This window comes from Coprococcus intestinalis (genome assembly GCF_023656595.1).
Classification (GTDB): domain Bacteria; phylum Bacillota; class Clostridia; order Lachnospirales; family Lachnospiraceae; genus Coprococcus_A; species Coprococcus_A intestinihominis.
In genome coordinates this window covers 97,896-113,961 of sequence record NZ_JAMOKJ010000013.1, presented here as the reverse complement: position 1 = coordinate 113,961, position 16,066 = coordinate 97,896, and the positions used below count along the sequence as shown (strand labels likewise).

Annotated in this window: 18 protein-coding genes; 16 read left to right on the top strand and 2 right to left on the bottom strand. The window is 46.2% G+C overall.

From position 1 onward, the window contains the following. The first annotated feature begins 136 nt into the window (after window positions 1-136). From NBH03_RS10755 to NBH03_RS10735, 5 genes are all read left to right on the top strand, one after another. Window positions 137-1,135 carry a metal ABC transporter solute-binding protein, Zn/Mn family gene (locus tag NBH03_RS10755; RefSeq protein ID WP_117539980.1) on the top strand — a complete coding sequence of 333 codons (999 nt, stop codon included), beginning with the start codon at window positions 137-139 and terminating at the stop codon, window positions 1,133-1,135. A gap of 9 nt (window positions 1,136-1,144) precedes the next feature. Continuing rightward, window positions 1,145-1,855: a metal ABC transporter ATP-binding protein gene (locus NBH03_RS10750; RefSeq protein ID WP_015513656.1), complete on the top strand. Its 711-nt coding sequence runs from the start codon at window positions 1,145-1,147 to the stop codon at window positions 1,853-1,855. Next, a complete protein-coding gene (locus tag NBH03_RS10745; protein WP_015513657.1) occupies window positions 1,839-2,654 on the top strand; it encodes a metal ABC transporter permease in 816 nt (271 codons plus the stop codon). The genes NBH03_RS10750 and NBH03_RS10745 overlap by 17 nt, the downstream gene beginning before the upstream one ends. Before the next feature lie 138 nt (window positions 2,655-2,792). Next, entirely contained in the window at window positions 2,793-3,812 is a 1,020-nt protein-coding gene (locus NBH03_RS10740) for a glycosyltransferase family 2 protein (protein ID WP_117528871.1), read from the top strand. Between the two features lie 44 nt (window positions 3,813-3,856). Further along, window positions 3,857-4,528: a zinc ribbon domain-containing protein gene (locus NBH03_RS10735; RefSeq protein WP_250799590.1), complete on the top strand. Its 672-nt coding sequence runs from the start codon at window positions 3,857-3,859 to the stop codon at window positions 4,526-4,528. A gap of 186 nt (window positions 4,529-4,714) precedes the next feature. Here the strand turns inward: NBH03_RS10735 and NBH03_RS10730 are convergent, their stop codons facing one another. Together NBH03_RS10730 and NBH03_RS10725 are read right to left on the bottom strand one after the other, a co-directional pair. Beyond that, window positions 4,715-5,770: a site-specific integrase gene (locus tag NBH03_RS10730; RefSeq protein WP_250799589.1), complete on the bottom strand. Its 1,056-nt coding sequence runs from the start codon at window positions 5,768-5,770 to the stop codon at window positions 4,715-4,717. A gap of 228 nt (window positions 5,771-5,998) precedes the next feature. Further along, window positions 5,999-6,433, bottom strand: a complete 435-nt coding sequence (locus NBH03_RS10725) for a helix-turn-helix domain-containing protein (protein ID WP_250799588.1) — start codon at window positions 6,431-6,433, stop codon at window positions 5,999-6,001. A gap of 182 nt (window positions 6,434-6,615) precedes the next feature. Between NBH03_RS10725 and NBH03_RS10720 the strand changes: the two genes are divergently transcribed. The 11 genes from NBH03_RS10720 (at window position 6,616) to recD2 (ending at window position 16,049) form a co-directional block, all read left to right on the top strand. Then, window positions 6,616-6,801 carry a helix-turn-helix domain-containing protein gene (locus NBH03_RS10720; RefSeq protein ID WP_250799587.1) on the top strand — a complete coding sequence of 62 codons (186 nt, stop codon included), beginning with the start codon at window positions 6,616-6,618 and terminating at the stop codon, window positions 6,799-6,801. A 41-nt stretch (window positions 6,802-6,842) separates the two neighbouring features. Continuing rightward, a complete protein-coding gene (locus NBH03_RS16005) occupies window positions 6,843-7,202 on the top strand; it encodes a hypothetical protein (protein WP_331476121.1) in 360 nt (119 codons plus the stop codon). Next, window positions 7,199-7,555: a hypothetical protein gene (locus NBH03_RS10710; protein WP_250799586.1), complete on the top strand. Its 357-nt coding sequence runs from the start codon at window positions 7,199-7,201 to the stop codon at window positions 7,553-7,555. Before NBH03_RS16005 ends, NBH03_RS10710 begins: the two co-directional genes overlap by 4 nt. After that, the gene (locus NBH03_RS10705; RefSeq protein WP_250799585.1) at window positions 7,477-8,646 is read left to right on the top strand and encodes an AAA family ATPase; all 1,170 of its coding nucleotides are present in this window, start codon (window positions 7,477-7,479) and stop codon (window positions 8,644-8,646) included. The genes NBH03_RS10710 and NBH03_RS10705 overlap by 79 nt, the downstream gene beginning before the upstream one ends. A gap of 219 nt (window positions 8,647-8,865) precedes the next feature. Continuing rightward, window positions 8,866-9,156 carry a hypothetical protein gene (locus NBH03_RS10700; RefSeq protein WP_250799584.1) on the top strand — a complete coding sequence of 97 codons (291 nt, stop codon included), beginning with the start codon at window positions 8,866-8,868 and terminating at the stop codon, window positions 9,154-9,156. 112 nt (window positions 9,157-9,268) lie between these two features. Beyond that, complete coding sequence (locus NBH03_RS10695) at window positions 9,269-9,658, top strand: hypothetical protein (RefSeq protein ID WP_250799583.1); 390 nt, start codon at window positions 9,269-9,271, stop codon at window positions 9,656-9,658. A 581-nt stretch (window positions 9,659-10,239) separates the two neighbouring features. Beyond that, window positions 10,240-10,770, top strand: a complete 531-nt coding sequence (locus tag NBH03_RS10690) for a capsid assembly scaffolding protein Gp46 family protein (protein ID WP_250799582.1) — start codon at window positions 10,240-10,242, stop codon at window positions 10,768-10,770. Window positions 10,771-10,775: 5 nt separating this feature from the next. Further along, window positions 10,776-11,618 (top strand): phage major capsid protein, encoded by an 843-nt coding sequence (locus tag NBH03_RS10685; RefSeq protein ID WP_250799581.1) that lies wholly within the window; start codon window positions 10,776-10,778, stop codon window positions 11,616-11,618. A 63-nt stretch (window positions 11,619-11,681) separates the two neighbouring features. After that, complete coding sequence (locus tag NBH03_RS10680; RefSeq protein WP_331476119.1) at window positions 11,682-12,557, top strand: sigma-70 family RNA polymerase sigma factor; 876 nt, start codon at window positions 11,682-11,684, stop codon at window positions 12,555-12,557. Window positions 12,558-12,715: 158 nt separating this feature from the next. After that, window positions 12,716-13,711 (top strand): rod shape-determining protein, encoded by a 996-nt coding sequence (locus tag NBH03_RS10675; protein ID WP_015513659.1) that lies wholly within the window; start codon window positions 12,716-12,718, stop codon window positions 13,709-13,711. Between the two features lie 115 nt (window positions 13,712-13,826). After that, on the top strand, window positions 13,827-16,049 hold the full coding sequence (recD2, locus tag NBH03_RS10670) for an SF1B family DNA helicase RecD2 (RefSeq protein ID WP_250799579.1): 2,223 nt from the start codon (window positions 13,827-13,829) through the stop codon (window positions 16,047-16,049). Window positions 16,050-16,066 lie beyond the last annotated feature (17 nt).

The following is a 16,066-nucleotide window of genomic DNA, read 5'->3' as shown; positions in this document are numbered from 1 at the left end:
CCAATCCACAGCACCTTATATATCATAGTCGAACCTGTAGAAAAGGTAAAGAAAAGGACTATGACTTAATAGTTATGAAGACCTTGGAGAGGGTCTCTAAACACTACTACTATATAATACGAGAGAGTGTAATGATATGATAAAGAATAGAATAAGATTACTGCCGGTGCTTTTGCTTGCTGTGTGGGTGCTGGCAGGCTGCGGGCATCAGGTGGCATCCGCTGATAAAGCGTCTGACGGCAGACTGCAGGTGGTGACAACCTTGTTTCCTCAGTATGATTTTGCCAGACAGATCGGCGGCGATCATGCGGATGTGAGCCTGGTCCTGCTGCCGGGAATGGAGAGTCATATGTATGACCCGACACCGGGAGATATGATCCGAATTTCTGAGGCTGATATGTTTATCTATACCGGCGCCGAGATGGAGCCCTGGGCTCAGGAGCTGGCAGACAGTGTCGATATGTCGAAAGTAAAGGTTGTGGATGCTTCTTCCGGCGTTTCTATGATGAAGGAAGAAGATGAGGAACATGAACATGCGGAGGCGGAGGAAGATTCAGCCCATGCGGAGGAAGACAGTCATGACCACAGCAGCCATCACCATGAGCATACGTATGATCCGCATATCTGGCTGGATATGCAGAATGCCATACAGATGGTGAAGAATATCGAGGATGCCTTTTGTGAGGCAGATCCGGCCAATGCTGAGACGTATAAGGCCAATGCAGAAGCTTACATTGAGAAACTGGAGGCTTTGGACAGTGAACTGAAGTCAATCACAGCAGGCGGTAATCGCCGGGATGTTGTTTTCGGCGGACGTTTTGCCTATGGGTATTTCATTCACGGTTATGGCTTGGAGTATGAGAGCGTTTATGACAGCTGTTCGGCGGATACAGAGCCGAGCATGGCACAGATGGCGAATGTGATCAACTATATGAAAGAACACCATGTGAAGTATATTTTATATGAGGAGCTTTCAACGCCGAATGTAGCCCGAGCTATTGCAGATGCAACAGGTGCGCAGATGCTGATGTTTTCCACCTGTCATAATGTAACGAAGGATGAATTCGAATCCGGCGTGACCTTTATTGATCTTATGCAGCAGAATGCCGATACGCTGAAGAAGGCATTGGAGTAGGAGGAAGAAATGTCAATTCTGGAAGTCAGAGATGTGTCGATCATTTACAGCGATGATAAGCGTGTCGCTGTAGAACATGCATCTTTTAAGATAGAGGCAGGCGAGTATGCCTGCATCATAGGCAGCAACGGTTCAGGCAAGAGCACCCTTGTCAAGGGGATTGTGGGACTGGTGCCTGTTACATCCGGTGAGGTCATTCATGCACTGTCACCGGAGCAGTACGCTTATTTATCACAGATTACGGAGATAGAAAGAGATTTTCCGGCAACCGTCAGAGAAGTTGTTTTGGCGGGCATGCAGCGTTCCGGAAGACGTTTTCCTTTTTATACGCGAGAAGACAGGAAGAAAGCTGCAGATGCCATGGAGACATTGGATATTACAGATCTGGCAGATTACAGGATCGGCAACCTTTCAGGCGGTCAGAAGCAGCGTGTGCTTCTGGCAAGAGCTCTTTGCAGAGAACCGAAGCTTTTGATCCTGGATGAACCATGTGCAGGCCTTGATCCGGCGATCACAGCGGAGTTTTACAGTTTGATCGACCATATCAACAAGAAGCAGGGTGTGACCATTCTTATGGTTTCCCATGATCTGGATCAGGTGGAACAGTATGCCAGCCATATTATTATGATGAATCAGACCGTGGAATTCGACGGCGATCATGAAGCATGGTGTAGAAAGTGTGCACAAGAAGGAGGACATTATCATGACACAGTTAATTGAGGCCCTGTCTTATCCGTTTGTACAGAGAGCTATTGCAGCTGGTGTGATGATTTCTCTTTGTGCGGCACTGCTGGGGGTTATTCTTGTATTGAAGCAGTATTCCCTTATTGGCCATGGACTCGGAGATGTCGGTTTTGCATCCACATCCCTGGCCGTAGCGCTCGGACTGCCGGTTATGGCAGTTTCGATTCCAATTGTTGTGATTGCAGCCTGCCTGATCATGTTCTGGTCCCAGCGGTCTAAAACCGGCGGGGATACAGCGATTGGCATGGTAGCCACCGGTGCATTATCCATTGGTGTGATCATCACTGCCATGAGCAGTGGATTCAATGTAGATGTCAACGGTTATATGTTCGGCAGTATTCTGGCTATGAGCAGAGAGGATGTGATCTTCAGCGTTGTGCTGTCGATTGTCATTCTTGTGCTGTTTGTCGTATTTTATAATCGGTTGTTCCTGATCACATTCGATGAGAATTTCGCAAAGGCCAGCGGTATCAGAGTCGGGTTTTATCAGTTTTTGATTGCGCTGCTGACAGCATTGACCGTTGTTATGGGTATGCGGATGATGGGAAGTCTTCTGATCTCCAGTTTGATCATTTTTCCTGCGGTGATTGCGCGCAAGCTGGTTGTCAGCTTCAAGGCAGTGGCAGTATTATCCGTTTTTCTGTCTGTGATCTGCTTCCTGGCAGGGCTGATCCTGTCATTTGAGATGAATCTTCCAACGGGTGCCAGCATTGTTATCATCAATCTGATCGTGCTGATTGCAGTGACGATTTTGAATAAATTACGCGGAAGATAGGTCCGTTTAACCATTAGTTATAAAAAAGTAAGATTTTTATACTGGTATTTTATGGATTGACCTGTTAAGATATAACAGACAGGAGTTGTCTCCTGCTCATTATACGCTTAAAAACATCTAATCAGGAGGTTGGGAAGATTGAAGATTCTGTCTTTTGCGGTTCCTTGTTACAACTCGGAAGCTTATATGCGCAAGTGTATTGATTCACTGCTGCCGGGCGGCGAGGACGTGGAGATTATTATTGTAGATGACGGTTCCAGCGATGGCACAGCTGCCATTGCGGATGAATATGAAGCAAAGTATCCGGGGATCTGCCGTGCGATCCATCAGGAGAATGCAGGTCATGGTGGTGCAGTGAATACAGGTATTACCAATGCCAGAGGCATGTATTTCAAGGTTGTGGATTCAGACGACTGGCTGGATACAGACAGCTACAAGATTGTGCTGAATAGATTGAAACAGTTCAGAGAGGATCGCAAGCGTGTGGATATGTTTATCTGCAATTATGTCTATGAACATGTGGAGGATGGTACATCTCATACAATCGGCTATCATAAGGTGCTCCCGGAAGAGAAGATATTCGGATGGGATGAGGCGCGCCATTTCAGAATGGATCAGAATCTGCTGATGCACTCTGTGATCTACAGAACCAAAGTGCTGAGAGAGAGCGGGCTGAAACTGCCGAAGCATACATTCTATGTGGACAATCTGTTTGTCTATATACCGCTGCCGTATGTGAAGACGTTGTATTATTTAGATGTGGATCTTTACAGATATTTTATTGGACGTAATGACCAGTCTGTCAACGAACGCGTGATGATCAGCCGTATTGATCAGCAGATTTATGTGAACAAGCTGATGATCGATGCCTACTGCCTGCCGCAGGATGTATCCAATAAGCATCTGGCGCGTTATATGTTGAGCTATCTGGCCATGATCTGCTGCGTGACATCTATTATGCTTCTGATCTCAGGAACACCTGAGAATCTTGAGAAGCGTCGTGAACTGTGGCAATACTTCAAGAAGAAGTATCCGAGCATGTACTGGAGAGTTCGCCTTGGCGGCCGTGGTATTGTCAGCAATCCACCGGGCAAGATTTCCTATGGAATTGTTGTGCGATGCTACAGAATGGCTCAGAAGATTTACAAGTTTAATTAAGAGAAATGCCCGATGCTTCGGGAATATGAGTTGGGGGAATGACAATGCGTTGTCCGAATTGTGGCCAGCGCCTCGCAGATGAGGCGGGAAGATGTCCTGTCTGTGGGACAGTAATTGATGAAGAGACAAGAAGGAAAGCCATGAATGAAGATGATTTTGCTTCATCTTCATTTGAAGGTACACGTCAATCAATGGGAGAACAGGCATCAGCCGCACAGAGCGGGCGTACTGATCAGATGGCTCCGGATGAGAAGCGTTATCCGGCGAGACCGATGAAGTGGTACAAGTTTCTGATCTATTTTTCCTTGGTTCTGACAGGCTTTGCCAATATATGGACAGGTGTAGAGGCTGTTCTGGGGATGCAGTACGAGACGAAGAGTCAGGCAGCACAGGTTTATGCTGTCTATCCGGGGCTTCATGTGTTGGATATTGTTTACGGTGTGCTGTTGATTCTGTTGGGGGTCTATGCGCTGATTGTCCGCCAGTATCTGGCCGGATTTAAGGCGAAGGGACCGAAGATGCTGCTGATCATGTATATTGTTTCACTGGTTATTGAGATTACTTACATTGCAGCAAGCTCTCTGATCAGCGGGTTGAATCTTCTGACAGCATCCGAATCAGGAACGATGCTGATTTCAAGCATGATCGTGTCATTATTTATGATCGGGGCCAATAAGGTTTATTTCGATAAACGAGCACATCTGTTCAATAAATAGTACATTTTTGATTCAGAATACAAAGAGAACATGGGGAATGGCGCCGGATGGTGCGGTTCCCTTTCTTTTTGTTCATGAGCTGTAAAAACCAGTGGTAATTTATCAAAAATACGTTATAATACAACGAAAAGACCAGAAAACATTGAAAAACCTTGCTTTCTGGCCTTTTTATAATTCCATATGATACTATTTTGATACTAATTTGTTGAGTTTGTCGGCTACTTCCTGGTGCCGGTTCGGGTACAGATGCCCGTAAACCTTGTTGATCATCTCCGGGGTATCGCCGATACGTTCAGCGATTAGAAACGGCGTGAAGCCCATATCAATTAGCATAGATACGTGACTATGTCGGAGCTCATGTATCCGGATGCGTTTGATGCCGGTGCCCTCACAGCCGTTTTTTATTGCCGTCTGAAGCTTTGATTGTGTGACGGGCTGAAATATCCGGTCTTCTGGCTGCATGTCGTAAAAATGGGTCAGATATTCTTTCAAGACATCCACCAGGAACGGTGGCAGCGTAACAGATCGGACGCCCCGCACTGATTTTGGCGGTCCTACATGGTCGGCGCTGCCATAGCGCTGATAGGTTTTATTTACCAGTAGAGCGCCGTTATCCTGGTCAAAGTCTGCAAGGGTGAGCGCTTGCAGTTCCCCAATCCGTAACCCGGTAAAGAACGACACTTGAAAGGCCGTGTGTAATGCGGGATCTGTCACTGTATTCAGAAACTTCCGGAACTCTTCCAAGGTCCAGAAATTCAAGCGCCTAACACCGGCTTTGCCCATAGCCCCGGCAAGCTTGCACGGGTTCTGTTTGAGGCCGTAATATTTCACGGCGTAATTCAATATCTGAGCAAGGATGGAATGCACCAGAAAACAGTATGACTCGCTGTATTCCTGGTCAATAATAGCCTGCTGCCACTTCCGGACACTGGCCGGTGTGATCTTGTTGATTGCTGTATCTTTCCAGTACGGTGATATATGCTTTTCTATGGTCTGTTTACGCATTCTATAACTTGTGAACCGCACCCGGCTTTTATAATCTTTTAAAAACAATTCTACCAGGGCGGAAAACTTCATGTCTGATTCGCCCGCCTGCTGCGTGAGAAAGTCATTTTCCCACTCTTTAGCATCTCTTTGGAGCTTAAAGCCCCGCTTCATCTTCTGGCGCTTCTGGCCAGTCCAATCCGTATAATATAACTTCACATACCATGTACCGTGTTTTTCATCCTTGTATACCGGCATTGTATCCCTTCTTTCATTTCGTGGTGCTGGGGAGCGGCTTTGAAATGATTGAAAGGGTGTGCATAGTATTCCTACCCTTACGTCCTGGGAAGGCAGAACGATTCGTTCACCGTCTGCAGGGTGCCGAAATTTCGACGAAACGGGGGACTAATTCGGTTTCTATTTTTTTAGAAAGCAAGTTTACAAGTGTACTTTAAGTACGGCTGTTTTTGCCAACTTTGACGATAACTATTCGTCCTGATCGGAAGGGGCCGAAGATTCGGCGGCTGGGTTCTGATCAGCGCGGTATTCGGGTATTTTCGTGAGCATTTCTATTTGCTCGATGGCTTTTTCCTTACCCTGCTCATTAAGGCTTCTGTAATTGGTGAGTAATTTATTTTCTGCTTCCATGCTTCTATCCATTGCGGCAAAAGCTTGATGCATGAGGTCCATTATAGAATCAAAACGTAATGAAAAATCTGAACGTAATGAATCTACTGGAACATGTAGTGCATTGGCGATTTTCTGTAATGTTTCGATTTTGGGATTAACTTTACCGGCCTCATATTTTCTTATTTGCGATTCATACATATTGCATTTTTCAGCGAGCTGTTTCTGTGTAAGACCTTGTTGTATCCGGGTTTGTTTGATTTTTTCCCCAGTAGAAACATCTTTATTCGGCATATTTTTTCACATCCTTTCTATATTTCATAATAGCATGAATTTTAATATCTGTACAGATAAAAAAATATCTGTTTGACTGTTGACAGATAAAAAAGTATCTGATATGATGATTGTATCAGATAAAAATATATCTATTTTTTATCTGTCATAGATAAAAAAGTATCTGAAAGGAGATGTGTGAGATGCGAATTAACAAAGAGAAATATCATTTAGCTATGGCAAGAGCCTGCAAGAGCCGCAAGGACCTTGTTGAAGCAGGAATTCCACTTGGAACAATAACCCATGTAGGCAATAGCGAAATGAAACCGGTGACGGTCGGTAAGATTGCCCGCGTCCTGGGCTGTGACGTAACAGACATTATTGATTAACCCGCTGGGGAGCGGCTTTGAAATGGATGAAAGGAGAAAGCATGAAGTTTAAAACATTCAATCAAAACGAGGATGAACCGGCCAACGGCTGGACCGGCGAAACGGTACGGCATGCATTGCAGCAGGGGAAGAAACTTGTCGTTGATCATGGCGGTGACATCTGGGAACTTGACCAGGAAGGCCGCCCGAAAGAATACTGCGGGAAGATATTGAGAAAGGAGAAGCAAATGAGCGAATACATGAACGCCAAAGAACTGGCCGAGATGGTCAGCGTATCAGAAAGTAAAGCATACTGCTTTATCCGCCAGATGAATGAGGAGTTAAAAGCCAAGGGCTATTTTATCGTTCGCGGCAAAATACCGCGTAAATACGCCCGTGAGCGCTTCGGGGTGAGCGAATGAAGCATGAAGCCCTAGAAAAATTTATCAACAGCTTTAAGCCTATGCCGCTGACAAAAGCGTTCTTCCTGAAAATCTATGGCTATGAACTGACATGGTCTGGCAGCGCTGAAAGATGCCTGCAGAGATTGGAAGAACTTGGCAGCAGCAGGGCCCGCAAGCTTTACGCTGCAGTTGTGGCGGATTATGAAGAGAAACAGGAGAAAACGACTCAAGAGGTGGCCGCCTGGTATGCGAAACAGCTTGAGAGGCAATGGAAAAATAAGGAGGTGAGAACGTGGAACCAGAAAGAACAGATCCCGAATACTGGGAGCATCTATCAAAGGAAGAAGTTGCTATTGAGCTTGCTAAACTAGAGCAGCAGGAGAAACAGCAGACGCCCGCTGTCTGTGATCAGGGCAAAGCCCGGCCGGTGAAACAGAGTAAACCGGTTGAACTAGGCACGGCTAATTCAGTTGAAATAAAGGAACCGGAATGGTTGGTGCCCGGATATATACCGCGGTACGGTATAACAACACTTGGCGGCGAGGGTGGCACTGGCAAGACTTCCATTATATGCAACATAACAGCAGCCATCACAACGGGTAATTATCCGTTTTTTATGGATGGCGTTGATATTCCATTCAAAGGAAAGCCCGGCAAAGTGTTATTCTTTTCAGCTGAGGACTCATGGGAGTATGTATTGGCAAGGCGTCTAAAAAGTAATGGCGCTGATATGAATAAAATCAAATATCTGGCACCATCTGACCCGAATTTCGTTGACTTAAATCTAAATGCGCCAATGTTGGAAGATTTCATAAAAGCAGAACGCCCTGAGTTGGTTATATTTGACCCCATACAGTCATTCATACCGCCGAATTTAAAAATGGGTGACCGGAATGCCATGAGAAAATGCTTTACACCGCTTTTGGGATATGGAGAAGTCTATAAGACCACTTTTATTATAGTTGTTCATGTCAACAAGCAAAGCGGCGTCTATGGTAGAAAACGTATTGCAGATAGCTCTGATATCTGGGACTCTTCCAGATCGGTGCTGTTGCTAGGTGAAACACAAGAGAACGGCATTAGATACATGAGTCAAGAAAAATCTAATTACGGCAAATTGGAGAAAACCGCTTTATACGCTTTAAAAGATGGCGGGGTGCCGGTATTTAAGGCGTACACTAATAAAAAAGACCGTGATTTCGTGCTTGCTGATGCAAAAGAAAAGAGTATCCGGCCAAAGCTGGAGGATGCGAAAGAGTTTATTTTACTAGTTTTACAAAGTCAAAAACAAATGGAGGTAAAGGAATTAGACCAGTTGGCAAAGGATAGCGGAGTATCTGAGTATTCCTTAAAAAATGCAAAAGCTGAGTTGAAACAGGAAGGTCAAATACATATTTGGGCGGTTGGGTTTAAACCTAAGAAATGGCTTATATCTCTTAAAGCCAGTACAAAAACCAACTAATACGATTAAAAGCCTTATTTTATAAGAGGTTAGCGTATTAGTTGAGCACCAACGAATACGGCAAAATGCACGTACTTGTTGGGTGGTAGTGAATATGCACGTACTAGTTGACTACACTCTGGTACGTGAGAGCCTCTATTTATGCAGGTTTGAACCGTACTGGTTGGTTTTCTATGGGTATATAGGAATAGGCGGCGACTATTGAAAGGAGAATGAAAAATGAATGCATTTAGAGAAGGAAATAATAAAATGCGGGTGACTGATGAAATGAAAGAAATGATTAGATTATCTAACATTTTGAAAGAAGAATCCGGGCTTTCTTTCAGTGAGGTTATGGAAATGCTCAAGGTGTCAGCAATTCGCGACCTTAACGACACGCTTCATGATATCAGCAACACTATAGAACGTGAAGGGGAATTTATTCATGGGAGCATAGACACCATTGAAGAGGATATCCGCACCGGCAAGGCCTTTGTTAAAGGCGAGATTAGCACTTACAACCTTAACTAGATACATATTAACCAGAACATAAAAAAGCCCTCAGAGGAGGGCCACAGCCGGAGCTGTTCAAGATTTAGCACCCTTAGAATAGCACATAACCGGCGGAAAGGAAAGAGAAAAAATGACAATAAAGGAATTTGAATTACAACATGCATTTTGTATTCTGGTGAAAGCCTTGTCTAGCTGGTCGGTGGATGACTATGAACAGGCTCGGATTATAGCGTATTCGGTGCATTCGGAACACGTTGAGCAGGACTACATGCAGCGTGTTTTTGAAGAAGCTGACAAGCGCCGGCCGCTGCTGATCGAAGGTGTGGTGAACTCCGAGCAAACTCCGAGCGAACCCCGAAAATACACCCCGTGCGGGCTTCCAGTAAGACAGAGCACGGCCGAATTTGTAGCAACTGCACCGGCGAAAACTTTAAGTATGAAAGCAGCTTTGGACAGATGTTCGGCCAGAGAGCTTCGGCTTGTTTATTTCTTCATGAAAGGTCTTGGACTGATTGAATAATTTCCCCACCTGCTGCCATCGTTACCAGAGACGGCAGCAGGGCTTTAATACTCGGAAATACTCGGTTTCACATAGATATATATCACAGGCACAAATTTACAGGAAGAGAGGCGATACAATGGTAAGGTCTTGATAGAAAGAACTTGTCAAAACTTGACTTTTGAATTTAATGTTAATAAATGTTAACATTTGTTAGTATTTGTTAGTATTGAAATAGTTATATAACACGATAACGCGCGTGCACACAATGTAATTAATGAACACGATGCGCGCGCGGAAGAGTTATAAAATATCTTTTTATCGGTTTACAAAAAACCGATAAAGGAGTATAATAAAACTGCTCAGATATATGAGTGATTGTGTTTTTTTGTTAAGAACATGTCTGTCTAGCATCACACAAAGAAGAAGCGACGAAGACGAAGGCGCGGCCCATCCAACCCGCGCTTTTGTTGTATCTGAGCATTAAATACCTCACTTTCCCGGCTGGTATTCTCCGCCAGCCGGAAGAGATTTGTCATCTGAGTGCGGCGACACTGTAAAACGCGAATTAATAGACGGCGGTCTTTAAACGGGTAAAATGTATGGATGAATTAAACAACACCACTACAGAAGAAATGGACGGCACGAATGCCGCTGCTGAGACTTCCACAGACACAAAGGAAGTAAGCCCGGGCACTGAACAGAATGATTCTGATCAGACACCACCGGCGCCAGAAAAGAAGTATACGGACGCCGATGTTGACAGGATCATAGCTAAGAAGATAGCCCAGGAACGAAACAGAATGCAAAAGCTTTTCACTGAAGATCAGCAGGAAAGCGAACTTGATAGACGAGAAAGGGAAGTCACAAAACGAGAGCTGCGGGCGGATGCCATGGAGGCATTAGCACATGACGGGTTTCCGTGTTCTCTGGCGGATACGTTTAATTACAGCAGCAAAGAAGCATTTGATGAGAGTTATAAAACTTTAACAGATGCATTTCAAAAAGCTGTTAATGAAAAGGTCAGAAATATATTTATGTTTGATGATAGGGTTGCGCATGAAGCGCCAAAAGTAGGCACGGGAGCCCCTCCGGACCAGTCGCGCGCGGCTTTCTTTTCTGGCAAGAGATAAAATAAATGGCAATTAATTTAGTCACTAAATTTCAGCCCTATGTTGACGAAGCTTTCACAGCAGGAAGTAAGGCGTCAATGCTGACCAATAAAGACTTTGATTGGTCGGGGGCTCATACAATTAAGATTCACAAGGTGAACACCGTGCCGATGAGCGACTATGACAGAGCGGGCACCGGCGAAAATGCTTCCAGATATGGAGCACTCGGTAAGGTGGAAAACACTATTGAGGAAATGACACTGACAAAGGACCGTTCTTTCACATTCGTTATTGATACACTTGATAACGATGAAACAGACGGTGTGTTAAGTGCGGCCGCTGCATTAGGCAGACAGCAGCGCGAAGTTATTATTCCGGAGGTTGACACATACGTTTACAGCGTCATGACTGCCAACGCCGGTACAAAGGTAACAAGCGTAACGCTGACCAGTAACAATCTCTATGATGAGATCATCCAGGCCACAGAGACCATGGATAACAACGATGTACCGGATACCGGCCGTATTCTGACGGTAACACCGGCTACATACAGACTTTTAAAGAAGTGCCCTGATCTGGATATTGACTGCGATATCACAGCTGATCAGAAAGCAAAGGGCGTTGTTGGCATGATTGATGGTATGGACGTTGTAAAGCTGCCAGCTAAGCGACTGCCAGCGAAGTTCGGCTTCATGATCGCTCACCCAGTGGCGACCGTGGCACCGACAAAGCTTGAAGAGTACCGGACGCACGATAATCCGCCCGGCATTTCCGGTAAGCTGGTAGAGGGTCGAATTGTCTATGACGCTTTTGTTCTGGACAACAAAAAGATGGCCATCTATTACGAAGAGAACAAACCGGCTGAATAATCCATCCGGCTGTAGGAGCTGATATAATTCAGCACCTATTGTTATTGGGGGGGGGGCTCTGGAATGATTCCAGGGCCCTTTTATTGTTGGAGGGTATATTTTATGAACAATGAAGAATTAATTGAATTATGGGACGAGCACCGGCCATTTATTTATAAAATAGCTCTCCAATATTCCGGATATGCTGAAATGGATGATTTAATGCAAGAGGGATACTTAGGGCTTTACTCCGCTGCCATTCGCTTTGATCAGAACGCGGGGGCGTCATTTCTTACTTATGCGGCCTTCTGGATCCGCCAACGGATGCGCCGATACATTGAAAACTGCTGCAGTACGGTCCGGATATCTTCCGGAATGGCTGCCAGGGTCCAGAAATACAGAAAGCTACAATCAGACTATCAAAAACAGTTTGGTCACAAGCCCTCTGCTGACGAGATACGGGCGCTGATGGGAATAAGCCGGTCAGAAGACACCATGCAGCAGGCCATCAGAATGGGCACCATAGCGAGCCTGTCAGCCCCTACAGGTGAGGGTGATACCACTACCATCGGCGACACCATAGGTAACGAGGGCATAGAAGATGATATTATTGACCGTATCGACCAAGAGAACATGAAACGGGACATACATGCAGCCGTTGACAAGCTGCCGGACCGTGAACGCGAAGTGATCACCTTGCGATACTTCGAGGGGCTTACTATGGAACAGGTCGGAGAGCTTGAGAGCCGGAGCAAGGAGAGCGTCCGTCAATGCCAGGCTAAAGCCATGAGGCATTTAAGAAGCCCAAGCTACAGACGGCCATTAGAATGCTATGTGTTGTCAGACAGACAGCTTTCTGCAGCAATGCACAGCACTGTGAGCGGGTTCAATCGGACATGGACCAGCGCAACAGAAAAAGCGGCTTTTATCGGCCTTGCTGCCGATCGTGTGCGATACTAATTTGATACTAAAAAAGTGTATAGACTGTAAAAACTGTCTATTTTGAGCAATAAAAGTAGTGCAAAAATGCTAAAATATAGTGTATAATGTTGTGGAAAACGCAAAGCCAATACGTTATAATAAATAGAGATGCCAACGGGTAGAGAAAGGGGAAACATATGGCAAGTTCAGATATAGGAATTGACTTGGGTACAGCCAGTGTCCTTGTCTATGTGAGAGGCAAGGGAGTCGTACTGAAGGAACCTTCAGTTGTGGCTTATGATAAAGATACAAATGAAATAAAGGCCATCGGTGAGGAAGCACGTCAGATGATGGGACGAACTCCAGGGAATATTGAAGCTGTACGTCCGCTGCGTCAGGGTGTGATCTCAGATTATACTATTACAGAGAAGATGCTGCGCTACTTTATTCAGAAGGCTATGGGCAGAAAGACATTGAAGCGTCCGCGAGTCTGTGTAGGTGTACCGAGCGGTGCAACAGAAGTTGAGAAGAATGCGGTCTGGCAGGCAGCGCTGGAGGCAGGTGCCAGAGACGTGATGATTATTGAAGAGCCGATTGCAGCGGCCCTTGGAGCAGGTATTGATATTTCGCGTCCATGCGGCAACATGATCATTGATATAGGCGGCGGTACGACGGATATCGCTGTGATATCGCTGGGGGATACAGTTGTCAGCCGTTCACTGAAGCTTGGCGGTGATGATTTCGACGAAGCAGTGATCCGATATCTCAGAAAGCAGCATAATCTGCTGGTGGGTGATCGGACAGCGGAAGATGTGAAGATTCGCATTGGCGGCGTGTATGAGCGTGTCAGTCCGCTTTTGATGCAGGTGAAGGGCCGTGACCTGATCACCGGTATGCCGAAGACAGTGGAAGTCAGCAGCACAGAGATGCTAGAGGCTTTCAAGGAGAATATTATCCAGATTCTGGAAGTGGTTCATCAGGTACTGGAAGATACACCACCGGAACTGGCTGCAGACATTGCCACAAGAGGTATCTTGCTGACAGGCGGCGGCAGTATGCTCTTTGGTATGGATGACCTGATTGGAGAGACAACAGGCATACAGACAACAGCAGTGGATGATCCGATTTCTGCAGTGGCCATTGGAACAGGCCGTTATACAGAATTTATTGAGGGCAAACAGACGAGAGCCTGATGACAGACGAGAATGGATGGCGAATCAGATGCCGCAGCAGACTGCGGTATCCGGTTCGCTATTCTTGGTTAAGTTAGGGTATTAACCATCAATACATGATAGTAGGAGTAATGGAATGGAAAGCATACAGGGACTTGTGGAGCATATTGTCTATCACAATGACACCAATGGATATACAGTTTTTTCCCTGATGTGCCAGGGGGAAGAGATTGTCTGTGTGGGAAATGTCACTTCGCTGGATGAAGGAGAATATCTCAAGGCAGAGGGTGAATATACGGAACATCAGGTATATGGAAGACAGTTCAAGGTGACTTCCATGAGCGTGGAAGTGCCGGAGGATGAATATTCCATTGAAAGATATCTCGGTTCCGGGGCCATCAGGGGTGTGGGACCGTCACTGGCAGCCCGCATTGTCAAGAAATTCAAAAAGGATTCTTTCAGGATCATTGAAGAAGAACCGGAGCGCTTGGCTGAGATCAAGGGCATCAGTGAACGCAAAGCCAGGGAGATCTATCAGCAGTTTCATGAGAAGCAGGATATGCGTCAGGCCATGATGTTTCTGGCGAAATACGGGATTACAACAACCTTATCCCTGAGAATTTACAAACAGTACGGCGAGGAGATGTACCGGATCATTCAGGAGAATCCGTACCGGCTGGCCGATGATATGAACGGCATCGGTTTCAAATTGGCGGATGAGATCGCCAAAAAGGCCGGGATTGGTTCCCATTCAGATTTTCGAATCCGCAGCGGCATTATCTATATGCTGCAGCAGGGAACTCTTTCCGGGCATATTTACATACCGGCGGCATTGCTGGTGGAGAAGACGGCCCAGATGCTGGGGGTGGAAGAAGAAGCTGTGGACCATCTGCTTCAGAGCCTGCAGATGGACCGCAAGATTGTTGTGAAGAAAATAGACGATGTGTCGGTGGTGTATGGAGCCTCACTTTACCGCCTGGAGCTGGAGACCGCGGGACTTCTGAAGAATCTTGGTGTCGATTACAGCGTGGATGAGAAGGAAGTAGGAAAGGTTCTGGACCGTATTGAGAAAAGGGAAGGCATTGATCTGGATGATCACCAGCGTGAAGCGGTGTATTCTGCTGCAGGCAATGGGGTGCTTGTCATCACCGGCGGTCCCGGTACCGGTAAAACCACGACGATCAATGCCATTATCAAATACCTGGAATATGAAGGGTTGGAGATGCGTCTGGCGGCGCCGACGGGAAGAGCGGCCAAACGTATGTCAGAAGCCACAGGACGGGAGGCCCAGACCATTCACCGGATGCTGGAATTATCAGGCGGACCGGATGACGACCGCCTGCGAACACAGTTTGAGCGCAATCAGGACAATCCCCTGGAAACGGATGTGGTCATTATTGATGAGATGTCTATGGTGGATATCTATCTGATGAATGCCCTTTTGAAGGCCATAGCCGTGGGCACAAGGCTGATCCTTGTAGGGGATGTGAACCAGCTGCCGAGTGTCGGACCGGGCAATGTGCTGAAGGATATCATTGATTCTGAATGTTTTCAGGTGGTACGTCTGACGAAGATTTTCAGACAGGCACTGGAAAGCGATATCATCAAGAATGCCCATCTGATCAATGAGGGAAGGCAGATTGAACTTAGCAACAAAAGCCAGGACTTTTTCTGCCTGAAACGATATGATGTCCAGCAGATTCTGGGGGTCATGGTGCTTCTGATCAGAGACAAGCTTCCGAAGTTTGTCAATGCAAAGCCTTACGATATCCAGGTGCTGACGCCGATGCGCAAAGGAGAACTGGGGGTAGAGCGGCTGAATACCGTACTGCAGCACTATCTGAACCCGCCGTCCCCGGACAAGAAAGAGCGCGAATTTCATCAGGGTGTTATCCGTGAAGGGGACAAGGTCATGCAGATCAGGAATAATTATCAGATCGAATGGGAAGTGCTGGGACATTATAATCTGCCTTTGGACAAGGGCGTGGGCGTTTTTAACGGCGATATGGGCGTTGTCCGGGAGATCAATCATTTTGCGGAACAGCTGGTGGTAGAATTTGATGAAGGACGCAGGGTGACCTATGGCTTTGCACAGCTTGACGAACTGGAACTGGCTTATGCCATTACAATCCACAAATCTCAGGGCAGTGAGTATCCGGCTGTCATTATGCCGCTGCTGTCCGGCCCGCGCATGCTGTTTAACAGAAATATTCTTTATACAGCAGTGACCCGTGCCAAGCAGTGTGTGGCCATTGTGGGGGATGAGCATACCGTCCGTCATATGATCGAGAATGAAAAACAACAAAAGAGATATACGTCTCTGAATCTGCGTCTCAGAGAAATGAATACACTTTCATAGAATATCAGGGGGAGAAT

Bases quoted from the DNA above. Each gene is read 5' to 3' on its own strand.
- NBH03_RS10755 (WP_117539980.1), top strand. From the start codon at position 137: ATGATAAAGAATAGAATAAGATTACTGCCGGTGCTTTTGCTTGCTGTG.
- NBH03_RS10750 (WP_015513656.1), top strand. From the start codon at position 1,145: ATGTCAATTCTGGAAGTCAGAGATGTGTCGATCATTTACAGCGATGAT.
- NBH03_RS10745 (WP_015513657.1), top strand. From the start codon at position 1,839: ATGACACAGTTAATTGAGGCCCTGTCTTATCCGTTTGTACAGAGAGCT.
- NBH03_RS10735 (WP_250799590.1), top strand. From the start codon at position 3,857: ATGCGTTGTCCGAATTGTGGCCAGCGCCTCGCAGATGAGGCGGGAAGA.
- NBH03_RS10730 (WP_250799589.1), bottom strand. From the start codon at position 5,770: ATGCCGGTATACAAGGATGAAAAACACGGTACATGGTATGTGAAGTTA.
- NBH03_RS10725 (WP_250799588.1), bottom strand. From the start codon at position 6,433: ATGCCGAATAAAGATGTTTCTACTGGGGAAAAAATCAAACAAACCCGG.
- NBH03_RS10720 (WP_250799587.1), top strand. From the start codon at position 6,616: ATGCGAATTAACAAAGAGAAATATCATTTAGCTATGGCAAGAGCCTGC.
- NBH03_RS16005 (WP_331476121.1), top strand. From the start codon at position 6,843: ATGAAGTTTAAAACATTCAATCAAAACGAGGATGAACCGGCCAACGGC.
- NBH03_RS10710 (WP_250799586.1), top strand. From the start codon at position 7,199: ATGAAGCATGAAGCCCTAGAAAAATTTATCAACAGCTTTAAGCCTATG.
- NBH03_RS10700 (WP_250799584.1), top strand. From the start codon at position 8,866: ATGAATGCATTTAGAGAAGGAAATAATAAAATGCGGGTGACTGATGAA.
- NBH03_RS10695 (WP_250799583.1), top strand. From the start codon at position 9,269: ATGACAATAAAGGAATTTGAATTACAACATGCATTTTGTATTCTGGTG.
- NBH03_RS10690 (WP_250799582.1), top strand. From the start codon at position 10,240: ATGGATGAATTAAACAACACCACTACAGAAGAAATGGACGGCACGAAT.
- NBH03_RS10685 (WP_250799581.1), top strand. From the start codon at position 10,776: ATGGCAATTAATTTAGTCACTAAATTTCAGCCCTATGTTGACGAAGCT.
- NBH03_RS10680 (WP_331476119.1), top strand. From the start codon at position 11,682: ATGATTCCAGGGCCCTTTTATTGTTGGAGGGTATATTTTATGAACAAT.
- NBH03_RS10675 (WP_015513659.1), top strand. From the start codon at position 12,716: ATGGCAAGTTCAGATATAGGAATTGACTTGGGTACAGCCAGTGTCCTT.
- recD2 (WP_250799579.1), top strand. From the start codon at position 13,827: ATGGAAAGCATACAGGGACTTGTGGAGCATATTGTCTATCACAATGAC.